Below are 16,458 nucleotides of genomic sequence, written 5' to 3'. Positions count from 1 at the left end.
TCAGCCTCGGACGGCGCTACGTCGAGCCATCATTCGGCGGGGCTGTCTCAGGGAGTCGGGGCGGGGGTGATGCCCAGGCCAGTCACCGTGAGGTCCGTGACGACAGGCTGGCCCCAGATGTTCTCGTACGTCTGGTTGATGCCACGGCTGGCCAGCTTCGAGAATGCAACCGTGAACCCGGAAACGAGGGTCGGATTGATGGGCGCATAAGCCGCCCCCGAGGGATGCTGGAACGTGAAGTAATAACGGGTGCTGAATCCGGATTCCGTGATGGCGAAAACGGGCCGCTCGGGCTGGCTTGCATTCGTGATGAACGGCGCGGTCGGCTCATCCATGTACAGGGGGAAGCCCTGTCCACTGATGTTATTGACCTCACCGTACGAGACACCACCCACAGTGCCGTTGCCGTCGAGGTCGTAATTGAACAAGACCTGGACCTGCCCGTCCCCGACACGCAACGGGGAGAGGGGCGAGCTGAAGGTGAAGTAAACGCGTTCCCCTGTCGTGAGCTGCTGCGCAACGGGAGGAAGCGAGCTCTCCCTGTAACGAGCTTCCGTGACGGTCACCGCCGCGGGGGCCGTCGGCTCACCGCCAAAGAAGAAGCCGACTCGCTCGTAGATCTCCCCCGTCTCCACGGAGACGGCCCTCAGGTCCAGGTTGTACTCCTTGCCCGTCTGAATCGCGCCGGTAGAGGGGGTGATGGTGGCGCTGTAGCCGCCGTTCCCCAGTGCCACGGTGGCGGGCAGCGCCTCCTTGGCGTACTCGTCCGTCAGGCGCGCCAGCAGCGAGCCCTGCTGCACGGGCTGGTTGAAGTACAGATAGATGGGCTCGCCCGGGCGCACCATGTTGTGCAGCGGCTGCGAGCTCGAGGCTCCACGCAGCATCGCCACGTTGCTGGACTCGACGAACAGCGCGCTGCCCGTGGGCCGCGACGCCGGCAGGTTCAGGATGCGCGTGGTGCCGACCGACACCACGGACGCGGCCGAGTAGGTATCCACGTAGCCGTTGATCTCCGGGACGCCATCGCCGTTCGAGTCCGTCGGCGCCACCCACAGACGGTACTGCCCCGTCTGGTTCGTGAAGCGCGCCAGCTCCTGCGCGGCGGGGATGTTCTGGAACAGCAGCACGCCCTGCTCGTCGGACGTCGCCTCCACCACCACCGTGCTCACCACACTCGTGGTGTCATCGCTGTTCCTCAAGACCACCGTGCCAGCCGGCGAGGCCTCGAGCGTCGCGCGCACGTTCGCCGCGGGACGCCCCTGCGGCGTCACCAGCAGGAAGCGCAGCGAGCCGTCCAGCCGCGTCAGCGTCACCGGACCGAAGCTCACGTTCGCGTTGTTGATGGGCACGTTGCCCGCCGACGAAGGCACCTCCGAAGTGGCGCGCAGCGTCGCATAGCCCGTCTTCGTGAACGTCAGCAGCACCTGCGAGCCCGCCGGGACACCCTTGAACTCGAAGTTGCCCTTCGCGTCCGTCGTCCCCGCCAGCGGCTCATCCGAGCTGCCAATCGTGATCTCCACCGACGCATCCGCCAGCGGCTTGAGGTCCGTCCCCAACACCTGGCCCGACACCGTCCCCTTCGGCGTCGCCGGCGTCACCACCGTGACGTTGTCCGGCTCACGCACGCCGTCCGCGATTCCGTCCCCGTTCTCGTCCTTGAAATCGTCTCCACACCCGAGCGCCAGGAACGGCACAACGGCCATGACCAGATGCTTCTTCATCTTCCCCACCTTGTATTGGATTGGCTCTGACGCCCCAAAACCCCGAAAGAGCGCGCATCGGACACTCTCCGACCCGGGCCCTCCACGTCAAGAAGGTGACAGTCGCGGGTGCATCGCCACTCGGTGGCGTGCCCCGGCGATCACATACCTCCAGGGTCCGACAACGGGGTCCATCCAGACCCCGTTGGGTTGAATCTCATCCATTGAGACGCGTTACCTGAGCAGATGGCTGATACCTTGCCCGCATGGTGGATGTGAACGAACCGTGTCTCGGCTGTGCCATCACTCGCGGTGAGCACCGCCCCGTCGGAGGCATCCTGGCTCGCGCCCCCGGGCTCGTGCTTCACGGCGTCGCCGGTCCCAGCCCCGTGCCAGGATGGGTGGTCATCTCCAGCGAGCAGCACGCCCGCGCCTGGTACGAGTTGGACGACGCGACCTCCCGAGAGCTGGGGGCCTTCGCCGCCCGCGTCATGAGGGCCCAACGCGAGGTCCTCGGCGCCGAGCACGCCTATGCCTTCGCCATCGGCGACGTGCTCCGGCACTGCCACCTGCACCTGGTGCCGCGGTTCGCCGGCACGCCCCAGCGCCTGTGGGGCCGCGCCGTGTTCGACGCCCCTCCCGCCGACCACCTGCCCGCCGAGGCGCTGGAGGCCGCCGCTCGCGCCCTGGCCGCCGCACTGTCCGGCTGAGGTCCCCACTCGGGGGGACGTGCTAGACCCACCCTCTCCCTCCTCCCGAGAGGTACCGCCCGTGTCGTCCGAGCCCCGCAACCGCGTCCTCGAGAAGATGCTCGAGCGCCTCTACGCCGCGCTCGCCTCCGGCCCCAGCCTCAACTGCCGCCCCCACCACAGCCGCCAGCGCCTGGACCTGGCCACGCTGACCCGCCTGGACGGCACCTCGCCCCACGCCGTGCTGGCCGCGCTCCTCGGGGACAAGGCCGCCGTCCGGCTCGCCGTGAAGCCTCCCGTGGCTAAGGGGCGTCTGGCCGCGCCCGGCGGCACCAGAGGCACCTCGGATCGCCTGGCCGCCGACGCCCGTGACGAGAGCCCCGCCCATCCTCGTGCGGCGAGCATCTCGACGCGCCACGAGGACAACACCCGCGACGAGAACCCCACCCCTCCTCGTGCGGCGAGCACCTCGACGCGCCACGAGGACAACACCCGCGACGAGCGCACCACCCCCGTGGGGGATGACGCGATTGCGCTCGCCGCATCCTCCCGGCCCGAAAGCGACTTGAGTATCGAGCGCGACACCCCAGCGCTCATCCGCGACGAGCGTGCCTTCGAGGACGAAGCCCGTGACGACCGCCCATCCCCCACCCGCGCCGAGGAGGAGCAACAGGCGCTGCTTCGCAAGCTCGCCGCCATCGTCGAGGACGCGCGCATCTTCGAGCAGGACACCGGCGCGCACGTCCTCCACGTTGGCTTCCCACTGCTGCAACTCCCCCCGGGCCCCAAGGACAAGCGCGGCTTCGGCACCCGGCGCATCCTCGCCCCCATCGCCTTCGTCCCCGTGCGCATCACCCTCAAGAAGGGGCGCACCCCGTGCGTGGAGCTCGAGGGCGCCGAGGAAGGCGTCGACCGCGTCGCCCCCAACACCGCCCTGCTCGCGTGGCTGGAACAGCAGACGGGCCAGCGCTTCGGCGAGCTCTTCGCCGACGAGACCGGCGAGGATCCGTGGCGCGAGGTCAACGAGCTGGTCGCCCTCGTCTCCAAGTCGCTGGAGCTGCCCGCCCCCGAGCCCTTCACGGCCCAGACGGCCCTGTCCGCCGTGCCCCGTCCGGACGAGGACGCCGCCACGCAGGCCGCCATCCTCCCGAGCGCCGTGCTCGGCCTGTACCCGCTGTCCAACCAGAGCCTCGTGGACGACATGCGCGCCCTCGTGGACGGCGAGCCCTTCTCCGGCCCCATCGAGAGCTTCCTGCGCGTGGACGTGTCACTCGACCAGCCCGCCCACCCAGGCGGCGGAGAGCGCAACCTGGAGGGACTCAAGCGCGCCGAGGACGAGCGGCTCGTCACCATCGCGGACCCCTGCCAGGCCCGCGCCGTGCGCCTGGCGCGCAGTCGCCGAGGGCTCGTCATCCACGGCCCTCCGGGCACCGGAAAATCCCAGACCATCGCCAACGCCATCGGAGACCATCTCGCCCGGGGTGAGCGGGTGCTGTTCGTCTGCGACAAGCGCACCGCGCTCGACGTGGTGAAGCACCGCCTGGACCACCTGGGCCTCGGCAGCCTGTGCGCCGTCGTGCACGACGCCCAGCGAGACCAGCGCGACCTCTACATGGGCATCCGCGAGCAGCTCGACACGCTGGCGGAGACCCGCACCGACGCCGCTGTCCCTCGCGAGCTGTCCCGCGTGGACACGGAACTCCAGACGCTCCACGACGAGCTCACCACCGCCGAGCACGCCCTCTCCGCGCGCCCCGAAGACGGCTCCGCCCCGTCCTTCCACGAGCTGGTGGGCCAGTGGCTCGCCCTCGAGTCCCCCGAGGCGCTCACGCCCGCCACCGCGTCACTCACCTCCGCGCGCCTCGCCGACGTCACCGCTCGCGAGCGCGAGGCACGCGAGGTGTTCGAGCGCGCCCTCAAGGAGAGCTACCCGGACAACCCCTGGCGCGAAGCCCTGGGCATCGACCTGGCCACCTACCTCGCCACGCCCCTCACCACCTGGCGCGAGCGACTCGGCGCCACCGTCGAGGCGGCCCGTGACGCGGACGCGCTCACCTCGCCGGACATCCCAGCCTTCGGCGCGGAGCCGGAAGCCGAGGGGCTCGCGCGCGCCCACTTCGCCGAACAGCTCGCCCCCGTGTTGGAGACCACGAACCCGGAGTCCCTCGCCCGCTGGGCCGCGGCCTCACCGGACACGGTGCGGACCGCGAAGGCCCAGCTCGAAAGCCTCTCCCCTCAAGTCCAGGTGCTCTCCGAGGGCCCGCTCGACACCGAGCTCGCGCTGATTCACCGCGAGCAGCCGCAGGCCCTGGGTGCGCTGTCCACCGCGCTCGCCACGCTGGGCGCGTACCTGGGCATCGCCCGCAAGTGGTACGCGTTCTTCTGCTTCGCCCGGAAGGCCGGCGCGCGAAAGGTGCTCCAGCAGTTCGGCCTCACCCTGGGCGCGGCCACCGCCGAGCGCGTCCGTCACTTCCTCACTGGCGCCCGCGCTCGCGCGCTCCTGGGCGAGTTCCACCGCGCCACCCTCGTCCCCACCTCCGCGAGCCTGCCCGATGAGACGCTCGCCCGGGACTTGCGCGCCCACGCCGCGCTCTTCGAGGTCCTCGGTGCGCTGGACTCGACGCCACGACTCGCCTCGTGCCGGGACGCCGTGCGACGGGCCCTGACGACGGACGCCGCGACACGAGCCGCGCTGCTGACGGGACTGCGACGCTCCGCCGCCCGGGGCGCGGCCGTGGCGAGGCTGGAGCAGCGGCTCGCCGAGACAGGGCTGTGCTCCTCCGAGTGGCTCACCCTCCGCGTGCACGAACTGCGCGCCAGCGCCCTGCTCACTCCCGTCGCCACCGCGCTCCAGTCACGTCTGTCCACGGTGGAGGGGATGCTGCGTCTGCGCTCGCTCCTGTCGGGCATGCCATCGGCGTTGGCGACCTCGGTCGAGTCGCTCGCGCGCCTGGGCACGGACGCGCGGACGGGCTGGACGGCCGTGCTCAAGGCCACGCTCGCCGCCGAGGCGACCTCGCGCCTTCGCGAGGACTCCACCCTCCAGCACGTCGACGCCGAGCGCACCCAGGCCACCCAGGCGCGCTACCGCGTGCTCGAGGAGAAGAAGCGCGGCCTCGTGCGCGACGCCATCCTCCACCGGTGGACGCAGCGCCAGCGTGAGCGGCTGCTCGCGGCCAACGGCGGTCGACTCAACAGCCAGGGCGCGGAGCTGCGCCGACGCCTCATGTTGCGCGGAGAGCGCGCCATGCGCGTGCGACAGGTCATCGCCACCGGCCTGGACATCGACGGCGGAGACCCGCTCTTCGACGCCCGACCCGTGTGGATGGCCAGTCCCCAGACGGTGGCGCAAATCTTCCCGCGCCGCCCCATCTTCGACGTCGTCATCTTCGACGAGTCCTCGCAGTGCCGACTGGAGGAGGCCCTGCCCGTGCTCACGCGCGCCAGGCGCGTCGTCATCGCCGGAGACCCGAAGCAGCTTCCGCCCACGCGCTTCTTCGAGTCCGCCGTGGTCCAGAGCCAGCAGGACGCCGAGGCCGAGACCGAACAGGGCCTCTTCGAGGAGCAGCAGTCCGAGGTGGAGGACCTGCTCTCCGCCGCCCTCAACCTGGACATCGACCAGTGCTACCTCGACGTGCACTACCGCTCGCGCGACGCGGACCTCATCGCCTTCAGCAACGAGCACTTCTACGACAAGCGCCTCCAGGCCATCCCCGCCCACCCCTCACACCGCGCGCCGCACGCGGCCCTGCGCCTGCTCCCCGTGGGCGGCACCTATGAGAAGCGCGTCAACCAGGTCGAGGCCCATGCCGTGGGCCAGCTCGTGAAGGAGCTGCTCGCCCGGCCCGAGCCCCCATCCATCGGCATCGCCTGCTTCAACCTGTCCCAGCGCGATGCCATCACCGATGTGCTCGACGAACTCGCCGCTGAGGACGCCACCTTCTCCGCACGACTCGCCACCGCGCGCACCCGCCGGGGTGCCGGCTCCTTCGAGGGCCTCTTCGTGAAGAACCTGGAGAACGTCCAGGGCGACGAGCGCGACCACCTCATCATCAGCACCACCTACGGCCCGGACCGACAGGGCCACTTCTACCGCCGCTTCGGACCGCTCGGCAGCGCGGGCGGTGGCCGGCGCCTCAACGTGCTCGTCACCCGCGCACGCCAGCAGGTGCACCTGGTCACCTCCATCCCTCGCGACGCGTACACCGCCCTGCCCCCCGTGGAGCCCGGCCGGCAGCCCAACGGCGGCTGGCTGCTCTTCGCCTACCTCCAGTTCGCCGAGTCCCTCTCCCAGCCCCAGCGCCCCACCACGCCCGAGGCCGCCCCCCGGGAGCTCGTCGTCCACGAGCGCGAGACCGACGCGGGCTCCACCTTCGCCCGCGCGCTGGCCCACCACCTGGCCCGCCGCCACCAGGTCTCCTCCGACGTGCACTGGGGCAACGACGGCTTCTGTGTGGACGTGGCCCTGCACCACCCCACCTCGCCCGGCGACGTCACCGTGGGCCTCTTGTGCGACGGCACCCGCTACCCCAAGGCCGCGGACCGCGTGGAGTGGGACCTGTTCCGCACCGGCGTGCTCGAGGGCCAGGGCTGGAAGCTCGTGCGGCTCTGGACGCCCCACTTCTTCCGTGACCCGGAGGGCGCCACCACCCAGGTGCTCCAGCGCGTGGGCGAGGTGCTCATGCGCCAGCCCGCCCCGCTCACCGTGGACACACCCGACAAGCGCGCCCTGCACTGAGCACCCGGCTCAGGGCGACCCGGGCTTCACCTCCGCAGTCAGCCACAGGTCGCCCAGCGCCAGCTCCAGCGCCTCGAAGGGCTCGGCCCGCACCCGCTCGTCTCCCGAGTAGGTGCCGAGCTCGACCCACCGCGCCCCGTCCCGTCGGAACACCTCCAGCGTGCGCGCCTTCGGGTCCACCAGCCACACGTGGCCCACACCCTCGCGCGCGTAGATGCGCTTCTTCTTCACCCGGTCCAACGGCGCCGTGGAGGGAGAGAGCACCTCACAGACCCAGTCCGGCGCGAGCGTGAAATACGGCACGTCCGGGATTTCCGGCATCCGCTCCCTTCGCCAGGCCGCCAGGTCGGGCACCAGCACGTCCTTGCGGAAGTGCAGCTCCGGCTCCACGAGGAACCACCACCCACCGGGCCCGCCTCGTCCCCGCTCGAAGGGACCATAGAGCTCGCCATACAAACCCGAGTTGGCCTTCGCATGCGGACTCGCCGGCCGGGGCATCACGATGAGCTCCCCGTCGACTATCTGCCCGACCACATGCTCCGGCAGTGCGAGCAGGTCCTCGTACGTCGCCGGTCGCTTCGGTCCTTCTCCCATCGCCTTGCTCCTCTCACCGCCCGCACCCCACCCCTCCAACATCCGCGCCGCCTCCCCGAAGTGGAACCCCACCCCATACCGCGTGTCCACTCATTCCTACTTCATGGGTCTGACATCTGAACCCCCACCCAAAAGCCCCCATGGACCTCCCATTCCATAGAGGGAAGAATGTCGCCGCCCCATGGTTCCCTCACGCTCTGGCCTGCTCGTCCTGTCGCTCCTGCTCCTGTCCTCCCCTTCGTGGGCGGACAACAACGCCGACGAGGCGGATATCGCCTTCGAGCTGGGCAATGACGCCTACGCCAAGGGGCAGTACACCGAGGCGCTGCGCTCGTACTTCACCAGCTACCGGCTGGTGCCCAACCGCAACGTGCTCTTCAACATCGCCCGCTGCTTCGAGGCGCTGGGCAAGTTCAACGAGGCGTACCGCTACTACAACGACCTGCTCACCGAGGACCTGCCCACCGAGGACGCCTCGGAGGTCTCCCGCTCGCTGGACCGGCTGCGCCCCAAGGTCGCGCTGGTGAAGGTCACCACCGTGCCCAAGGGCGCGGACGTCTACGTGGACCGCATGGACCTGGGCAGCCGGGGCCGCTCGCCGCAGACGCTCGCGCTGTCGCCGGGCCGGCACAAAATCATGGTGAAGAAGGACGGCTACCGTCCCACCGAGGCCACCGTCGTGGTGGCGCGCGGCAAGGAGACGGAGCAGACCTTCGACCTGTTCCTCATCACCGGCGGCGTGGAGCTGACCGGCACCCCCGAGGGCGCCGAGGTGCGTGACGCCCCCAACGGCCCCGTCATCACCAAGCTGCCCGGCCGCGCCCGCCTGCCGCCCGGCCAGCGCATCCTCTACGTGCGCGCGCCCGGCTACGCCCCCGGCCAGTACGTGGTGGACGTGCCCGCCGACGGCAGCGTGCCGCTCTCCGTGTCGCTGCGCGTGCAGGACCGCCCCTCGGGCCGGCTCGTCGTCACCGCCAACCGCGACGGCGCCACCGTGCGCGTGGACGGCCAGCCCGCGGGCTTCACGCCCACCGTCGTCACCCTCCCCGAGGGCGAGCACCAGCTGGAGGTCGAGAGCCGCGAGGTGCGCCCCCTGCGCCAGAAGGTGACGGTCATCGCCGACCAGGAGGTGAAGGTCCACGCGGAGCTGAGGTACGCGCCCCCGCCCGTGCGCGCCGCGTCCAAGAGCCTGGTCGCCGTCGACGACGCGCCCGCCTCCACCACGGTGCTCACCCAGGAGGAGCTGCGCGCGTTCGGCTGGCGCACGCTCGCCGAGGCGCTGTCCGGCGTGCGCGGCTTCTTCCTCACCGACGACCGCACGTACACCTATCTGGGCGTGCGCGGCTTCTCGCCCCCGGGCGACCTCAACACGCGCATCAGCATCCTCTGGGACGGCCACCCCATGAACGACGTGTGGGCCGGCCAGGGCTTCGCCGCGCACGACTTCAACGTGGACCTGCTCGAAATCGAGCGCATCGAGGTGGTGCGCGGCCCGGGCAGCTCGCTCTACGGCACCGGCGCCTTCTTCGGCGTCATCAACGTGGTGCCCCGCGAGTCGCTCGGCCAGGACAAGCACCTGGAGGTGACGGGCGCCGTGGGCGCGCTGGGCACCACGCGTGGACACGCCACGGCGGCGTGGGCGAACGGCAACCGCTCCATCCTGGTGAGCGCCGCGGCCCTGACGGCCTCGGGCGCGGACACCACGCGGCTGCTCGCCGACCAGGAGTACCTGGTCACCGGCCTGGACGCGGAGCGCGCCGCCACCGGCTCCATGCGCGCGCGCGTGGGCGACTTCGCCTTCCAGGCCATGCTCAACGTGCGCTCCAAGGAGCTGCCCACCGCCCCCTACGGCACCGTCCCCGGCACGGAGGGCAACCGCGTGAAGGACCTGCGCTTCTTCGCGGAGGGGCGCTACGAGCACGAGTTCTCGGAGAACTTCAGCCTGTCCGCGCGCGGCTCGTTCGACCTGAGCCGCTACGACGGCATCTACGTGTACCAGGAGTCGGCCGGCGGCCCGCGCGAGGAGACCGGCGACGCGGACTGGGTCAACGCGGAGCTGCGCGCGCGGGTGGGGCTGTTCGAGGGCAACCGGCTCACCCTCGGCGTGGAGGCCCAGGGCCAATTGGGCGTGCGGCAGTCGACGAACCCCGGCCCCATCCTCGAGACCAAGACGCGCACCATCCTGTCCGCGTACCTGCTCGACGAGTGGAAGCTGCACCCCCGGCTGAGCCTGTCGGCGGGCCTGCGCCTGGACAAGTACACGGACGTGGACGAGACCCCCATCACGCCGCGCGTGGCGCTCATCGCCCGCCCCTACGACGCGGGCCTCACCAAGCTGGTGGCCGGTAACGCCTTCCGCGCGCCCACCATCTACGAGCTGCACTACGCGGACGGCATCACCCAGGCCGCGCCGGAAGCGCTGGACCCGGAGACCATCACCACCTTCGAGTTGGAGCACGGCCACGATTTGACGGACGAGCTGCGGCTCACCGTGGCCGGCTACCACAACCGCATCTCCAACCTGGTTCGGCTGCAGGAGGAGGCCAACCCCTCCGGCCAGTGCGGCACCAGCACCCAGTGCCTCGTGTTCGGCAACGACAGCGGCACCACGCTGGCGTGGGGCGCGGAGGCGGGCGTGCACTGGCAGCCGGGTCGCTACCTGCTGGTGGACATGAGCTACTCGTACGTGCGGCTGCGCAACGCCTCGGACGAGGTGGCCGCCGCGGCCCCCGCGCACCTGGTCTCCGGTCGCCTGCTGATGCCCATCGGCGGCGGCGACATGCGGCTGGCCACCCAAGCCACCTACCAGAGCGCGCGCCCCACCGGAGAGGGCGGCGCCGACAGCGGCGAGGCGCTGCTCATCAGCTTCGGCCTCTCCGGTGACTACGGCCCGCTGCGCTACTTCGCCGGCGTCCACAACCTGCTCGACACCAGCTATCGGATTCCGGTGTCGGACGAGAATTCCATCGCGCCGGTGCCCCAGTACGGTCGCACCTTCACCCTGCAGCTGACCGGGACGTTCTGATGAGCGCGTCCGGCGCCGCGCCGTCCGGGCTCGCGCTCGACTTCATCCAACCCGGCCACGCGCTGTACGCCGGGGAGCTGGAGCTGCGCTTCCGGGTGCTGCGCGAGCCGCTCGGCTACACGCGCGAGCAGGTGACGTTCCCCTTCGAGGACACAAGCCTCCATCTGGTGGCGCACGTGGGCGGACAGGTGCGCGGCTGTGTCCTCTTCCATCCCGAGGACACGCACGGAGGCCGACTGTTCCAGATGGCCGTGACGCCCGAGCTCCAGGGTCAGCGGCTGGGCGCCCGACTGGTCCGGACGTTGGAGGCGGAGCTCGTGCGGCGAGGCCTCACCCAGGTCCACCTGCATGCCCGACAGGCGGTCGTCCCCTTCTACGAACGGCTGGGTTATTCCACGTACGCGGAAGCGTTCCTGGAAGTCGGCATTCCACATCGGCACATGCGGAAGTCACTCGGGACGTAGGCGCGGGAGCGTTGCTCACCAGCGGACACCGGCGCATGTCGTCGAGCATCCGGGCGGACCATCGCCGTGTCGCCCCCTGACCTCAACAACCGGGGGATGCTGGTAACCTTTCCAGCGCGGTCAGCGAGCCAGCGACATCGAGGAGAGACGATGAACGGAACGAACGACGGACGCGGCGCGCCCCCTTCCCATCGGGCCGGCCCCTCGGGAGCTCCCAGAGACAGCGAGCTGGAGGACGAGGGCCTCGCCTCCGACGCGGAGGCCGAGCGCGCGCCTCGCCGCCCCATCCAGGTGATGGAGGACAACACGCTGCACACGCGGCTGACGAAGGACCTGGGGGTGCACTACCCCTTCGTCAGCGCGGGCATGGCCTTCGTGGCGCTGCCGCCGCTGGTCATCGCGGTGTCGGAAGCAGGTGGCATCGGCATGCTGGGCTCGGCGCCCGAGCCCGCTCCGTTCCTGCGCGCTCGCATCCAGGCCATCCGCGCCGGCACCCAGCGGCCCTTCGGCGTGGACTTCATCCTGGACCATGCGCGGGCCGGGGACCTCACCACGCGCGAGCACATCGACACGTGCATCAGCGAGCGTGTCCCCGTGGTCGCGTTCCACTGGGCCCTGCCTCCGGCCGCGTGGGTGAAGGACTTGAGGGCCGCGGGCATCCGCGTCTGGGTGCAGGCGGGCTCGGTGGAGTTCGCGAAGGACGCGCTGGCGCTCGGCGTGGACGGGCTCATCGCGCAGGGGCGACAGGCGGCGGGCTACAACCGGGGGACCACGCCCACGTTGAAGCTGGTGCGGGAGCTGCGCGCGTTGACGAGCGAGCTGCCCCTGTTGGCCGCGGGAGGCATCGCGGACGCGCTGAGCGCGGCGCGCGCGATGTATCACGGCGCGGACGGCGTCTGGGTGGGCACGCGCATGGTGGCCTCCGTGGAGGCGTACGCGCATCCGGGCTACAAGCAGCGCCTGGTGGACGGGGACGCGCGCGACTCGGACTTCACCACGCTCTTCGGTCCGGAGTGGAGCGGCCCGAGGCAGCGGGTGCTGCGCAACCGCGTGGTGCGCGAGTGGGCGGGCCGGGAGGCGAAGGCGCCGACGCAGACGCAGGACACCATCGGCACGACGCGGCTGTTCCCGGGGCTCGCGGGTGGTGACGCGCTGTACACGATGCCGCGCTTCAGCGCCTTCGTGCCCACGCCCGACACGCAGGGGGATTTGGAGGAGATGGTGCTGCCCGCCAGCGGCTCCAGCATGGCGCGCATCGAGAGCGTGCAGCCCGCCGGGCAGATCGTGGTGGAGATGATGGAGGGGGCGCACCGGCTGCTCGCGAACCCGTACGAGCTGGAAGCGGACACCGACGAGAACGACCGCTCCTGAGGCCGGACGGACGGCGCTCCGCCCGCCTGGTCTCGGGCGGAGGATTCGGGTGATGCGGCCGTGGGAGTTGGAGTAGGAACCCATCGACGACGGGTGGGCTCCATGACGATGACGAAGACGCAGGCGCACTGGCGACGCGTGGCACTCTCGGGATGGCTCGGGCTCGCGCTGTGCGGCGGCGTGGTGGTGGCGCGGGCGGTGACTTCGGAGGTGAGGGCCCCCTCGCGGCGCCTGTCCCCGGAGGAGCGCGAGCTGCTGGGCAGGATGGCCGCGGAGGCCGAGCCCCACTGGCGGCGGCGCTCGATGCACTCGTTCCCCGGCGACCACTGGTCCCAGGATGACGACTTCGGCGCCTCCGAGCGCGGCTGGGTGATGAACGAGGCGCGGCGACGTGACGTGCCGGTCACGGACGTGTTCGACGCCATCGACACGGAGCTGCGCGCCTCGTCGCCCGTGACGGCGCCTCGCAAGGCCACCGCGAGCCCGTGCAAGCCGCGGCCGTTCTACGACTGATGCGCGGCGAGACCTCTCACCTCGCGTGGTCTGCGCGTGCCTCGCGCGACGGCGGCGCTCGCGAGCGGGCGGATGATGCGTGCGCTCCGACGCAAGGGGGCTTCCGGCGCGTGACGTCGCCCGGGGCAACCGGAGCGCTTGGCCTCGCCGGTTGCACACTGCAACCACGGTGGGCAGCGACAGTCGCTGACCTCCCGATGCCACGGGCGAGCCTCCCACACGAGGCGTCGCCCGGGACGGACGGAGCGCATCGCCCCGCCGACTCCTCACTGGCTCCTCGGTGGGAGCCGCTGGCCGATGCGCTCTCGCCGATGCGCGGGAGCACCTCACACGTGACGTCGTGTGGAGCCGATGAAGCGCTCCGTCCTACCGCTTCCTCACTGCATTCTGGGTGGGCGGCGACGGCCGATGTTCACTCGCCGATGCGCGGAAGTACCTCGCGCGTGACGCCGCCCGGAGCCGATGAAGCGCTCCGCCCCACCGCTTCCTCACTCCATCCTCGACGGATGCGAGCCACCTCTCCCGCTCTCGCGCTCCACGGCGCGCCCCTTCGCGCATGACGACCTCGTCCCACGGATTGCTCCGCGCCGTGCACCGCGCCGCCTCGCTCACCAGCGTGCGCCTGGCCCTCTTCGGCGTCATCGCGCTCATCGCGTGCTGGCGGCCCCTGTCCGTCGCCGGCGGGCTGAACGACTTCCGCGACTCGCACCTGCTCGACTCGTACGAGGACGCGGGCACCCGCAGCGTGACGAACTACGGACAGCTCCCGCTGTGGAACCCCTGGTCCTGCGGCGGGCAGTACGCGCTCGGCAGTCCGCAGACGCGCGTCTTCGCGCCCACCGTGCTGGTGTCCTCGCTCATCGGTCCGCGCCGCGCGGAGCCCGTGTTGCTGTGGATGTTCCTCGTGCTCGGCATGGAGGGCTTCTTCCACTACGCCCGACGACGCGTGGGCTCCGCGGCAGGCGCGCTCGGCGCCGCGCCCCTCTTCGGGTTGATGGGCTTCACCGCGCTGTCCTGGTCCATCGGCTGGCTCAACTTCGCGGGCTTCCTCCTGCTGCCGTGGCTGCTCGTCGGCACCCGCCGCGCCGTCGAGGGCAGACTGTCCGGCGCCGCGCTCGTGGCCGCCGTCTTCTCCCTGCTGCTCGCCTTCGGCGGCACCTACCCGGTGCCCATGGGCGCCCTCTTCGTCGTCCTCGAGACGGGCCGCTCGCTCTACACCCTTCGCGGCACGCCCCGCCGCCTCCAGGCCCTGTGGTCCCTGGGCGCCACCGCGTGCTTCACGCTGGCCGCCTGTGCCTTCCGCCTGTGGCCCATCCTCGAGACGATGCGCTCCTCGCCGCGCGTCATGGCCGGCACGCCGGGCAACGACCTCACGCCCCTCGTGAAGATGCTGCTCGAGCTGCCGGCACGCTCCGGCTACAGCGATACCGGCAACTTCTACTTCGCCCCCGCCGCGCTCGCGCTCGCGCTGCCGGCCCTCGCCTTCGCGTGGCGGCGCGCGCTGTACCCCGCCATCGTCGCCGGCCTCTGCGCGTGGATGGCCGCGGGCTACGCGGCGTCACCGTCCCTGTTCGCGGGCCTGCGCACGCTGCCCATCTTCGAGACGTTCCGCTACCCCGAGCGCTTCCTCGTCCCCACCTGCTTCTTCCTCGCCGAGTTGGCCGCGCTGGGCCTCGCCGTCCTGCTGGCGCGCACGTGGCGCTCGCCCGCGCGGTGGACCTGGGCCGCGGCGGCCGCGTGCGCGGTGGCCCTGGCGAGCTGGGGGCTCCAGCTTCGCGCCTTCGACAACCTCTCTCACTGGGCGCAGATGATTCCGCAGCCCGTCGAGAAGGAGCAGCCCTTCGCGCAGGCGCGCGGCAACCGCTGGTCCCAAGGCCACCTGCTCGCGCTCAACCGAGGCTCCATCGCCTGCGGTGAAGCGTGGCCCGTGCCCATGTCCTCCAAGCTGCGCGGCGACCTGAACCAGGAGGAGTACCTGGAGGAGCCCGGCTCCGGCACCGCGCGCCGCGTGGAGTGGACGCCCAACCGCGTCACCGTGGACGTGGAGGCCACGCGGCCCACCGTGCTGCTGGTCAACCAGAACTGGCACCCCGGCTGGAAGTCCTCACAGGGCGAGGTCGTCTCGCGCGACGGGCTGCTCGGCGTGCGCGTGCCCGAGGGTCGCCATCAGGTGGTGCTGAGCTTCCTGCCCCGCTCGGGGCTCGGCGGCACCCTGGTGTCCGTGCTCGCGTGGGTGGGGCTCGGCTTCCTGTTGTGGCGCGAGCGTCGGGGACAGCGGCTGTCCTGGCCCGCGACGGTGGGCGTGGCCCTGGTGCCCCTCGTCGCGTGGGGCGCCGTGGCCACCGCCTGGAGCGAGCCCGTGGCGAAGCCGGACCCGCGCAACCAGGATGGCTCTCCGCTGACGGTGGCGCAGCTGCCCGCGAAGGCCACGCCCATCAACGCACGCTTCGGTGTGCCCGTGGAGCTGGTGGCCGCGGAGATTCCCGAGGAGCCCGACGCGGAGGGCATCGCGTCCATGGTGCTGAACTGGCGCGTGACGGGGCCGGTGCCGCGCTCGGTGGGCATCTTCGTGCACATCGTCGCGGCGGACGGTCGTCGGCTCGGCGCGGACCACGACGTGGTGGGCGGCACCTGGTTCTTCACCGACGCACCCAGGGACACGCTGCTGCGCGACGCGTTCTCCGTGTCCACGCGCGGCTGGCCCCAGGGCGAGTGGACGGTCATGGTGGGGCTGTGGCACGCGGGCGGCGACCAGTCGCGCGTGCCCCTGCTCGAGGCGCCGGGACGGCCGATGTCCGATGGCCGGGTGGCCGTGGGGACGTTCACCGTTCCACGGAAGGTCCGGGCGAACGAGTCCTCCGTGAACCCATAGTCCGAGTGCCGACAGCCCGCGCGAGACGCGCGGCGCCCGGGGCGTTATGAAGCGCGGCATGCGAATCCTGCACACCATGTTGCGCGTGGGGAATCTGGAGAAGTCGCTCGACTTCTACACCCGGATCATCGGCATGACGCTCTTGCGCCGCCGCGACTACCCCGATGGGAAGTTCACCCTGGCCTTCGTCGGCTTCGGCCCCGAGGACACGCATCCCGCGCTGGAGCTCACCCACAACTGGGGCGTGGAGAAGTACGAGCTGGGCACGGCCTACGGCCACGTGGCCCTGGGCGTGAAGGACATCCGCAAGACGTGCGACGCCATCCGCGAGGCCGGCGGCAAGGTCGTCCGCGAGCCGGGGCCGATGAAGCACGGCACCACCGTCATCGCCTTCGTCGAGGACCCGGACGGCTACCGCGTCGAGCTCATCGAGCAGGGCACCTGAAAGCCCCCGTCCCCACGCGAGGGAGGGCTGACGTGACGTCCCAGCCC

10 protein-coding genes are annotated in these 16,458 nt (G+C 71.2%); 8 read left to right on the top strand and 2 right to left on the bottom strand.

Annotated features, from left to right (window positions below; genetic code table 11):
• Positions 1–47: 47 nt before the first annotated feature.
• Positions 48–1,721 carry a carboxypeptidase-like regulatory domain-containing protein gene (locus AC6JA9_RS02875; protein WP_223749803.1) on the bottom strand — a complete coding sequence of 558 codons (1,674 nt, stop codon included), beginning with the start codon at positions 1,719–1,721 and terminating at the stop codon, positions 48–50.
• Between the two features lie 245 nt (positions 1,722–1,966).
• Between AC6JA9_RS02875 and AC6JA9_RS02870 the strand changes: the two genes are divergently transcribed.
• Both AC6JA9_RS02870 and AC6JA9_RS02865 read left to right on the top strand, forming a co-directional pair.
• Positions 1,967–2,410, top strand: coding sequence for an HIT family protein (locus AC6JA9_RS02870; protein ID WP_408888312.1), 444 nt, complete (start codon positions 1,967–1,969; stop codon positions 2,408–2,410).
• 61 nt (positions 2,411–2,471) lie between these two features.
• Positions 2,472–7,127, top strand: a complete 4,656-nt coding sequence (locus tag AC6JA9_RS02865; RefSeq protein WP_497959038.1) for an AAA domain-containing protein — start codon at positions 2,472–2,474, stop codon at positions 7,125–7,127.
• Between the two features lie 9 nt (positions 7,128–7,136).
• On the opposite strand, the gene AC6JA9_RS02860 is transcribed toward AC6JA9_RS02865, so the two are convergent.
• On the bottom strand, positions 7,137–7,721 hold the full coding sequence (locus AC6JA9_RS02860) for a Uma2 family endonuclease (RefSeq protein WP_141333526.1): 585 nt from the start codon (positions 7,719–7,721) through the stop codon (positions 7,137–7,139).
• 181 nt (positions 7,722–7,902) lie between these two features.
• Here AC6JA9_RS02860 and AC6JA9_RS02855 point away from each other — a divergent pair, with 181 nt between their 5' ends.
• The 6 genes from AC6JA9_RS02855 to gloA all read left to right on the top strand — a co-directional run bounded on the left by AC6JA9_RS02855 (position 7,903) and on the right by gloA (position 16,411).
• A complete protein-coding gene (locus tag AC6JA9_RS02855; protein WP_408888315.1) occupies positions 7,903–10,746 on the top strand; it encodes a TonB-dependent receptor domain-containing protein in 2,844 nt (947 codons plus the stop codon).
• Positions 10,746–11,210, top strand: coding sequence for a GNAT family N-acetyltransferase (locus AC6JA9_RS02850; protein ID WP_473566718.1), 465 nt, complete (start codon positions 10,746–10,748; stop codon positions 11,208–11,210). Before AC6JA9_RS02855 ends, AC6JA9_RS02850 begins: the two co-directional genes overlap by 1 nt.
• A gap of 150 nt (positions 11,211–11,360) precedes the next feature.
• Positions 11,361–12,581, top strand: coding sequence for an NAD(P)H-dependent flavin oxidoreductase (locus AC6JA9_RS02845; RefSeq protein WP_223749798.1), 1,221 nt, complete (start codon positions 11,361–11,363; stop codon positions 12,579–12,581).
• A 102-nt stretch (positions 12,582–12,683) separates the two neighbouring features.
• Positions 12,684–13,094: a hypothetical protein gene (locus AC6JA9_RS02840; RefSeq protein WP_408888318.1), complete on the top strand. Its 411-nt coding sequence runs from the start codon at positions 12,684–12,686 to the stop codon at positions 13,092–13,094.
• Positions 13,095–13,650: 556 nt separating this feature from the next.
• Positions 13,651–15,966 carry a hypothetical protein gene (locus tag AC6JA9_RS02835; RefSeq protein ID WP_426748357.1) on the top strand — a complete coding sequence of 772 codons (2,316 nt, stop codon included), beginning with the start codon at positions 13,651–13,653 and terminating at the stop codon, positions 15,964–15,966.
• A gap of 58 nt (positions 15,967–16,024) precedes the next feature.
• Positions 16,025–16,411 carry a lactoylglutathione lyase gene (gene gloA, locus AC6JA9_RS02830; protein ID WP_223749795.1) on the top strand — a complete coding sequence of 129 codons (387 nt, stop codon included), beginning with the start codon at positions 16,025–16,027 and terminating at the stop codon, positions 16,409–16,411.
• Positions 16,412–16,458: the final 47 nt, after the last annotated feature.

It is taken from the genome of Myxococcus sp. MH1 (genome assembly GCF_059738865.1).
Note: the sequence above shows the minus strand (reverse complement) of the source record. Positions and strands in the feature narration are given on the sequence as shown.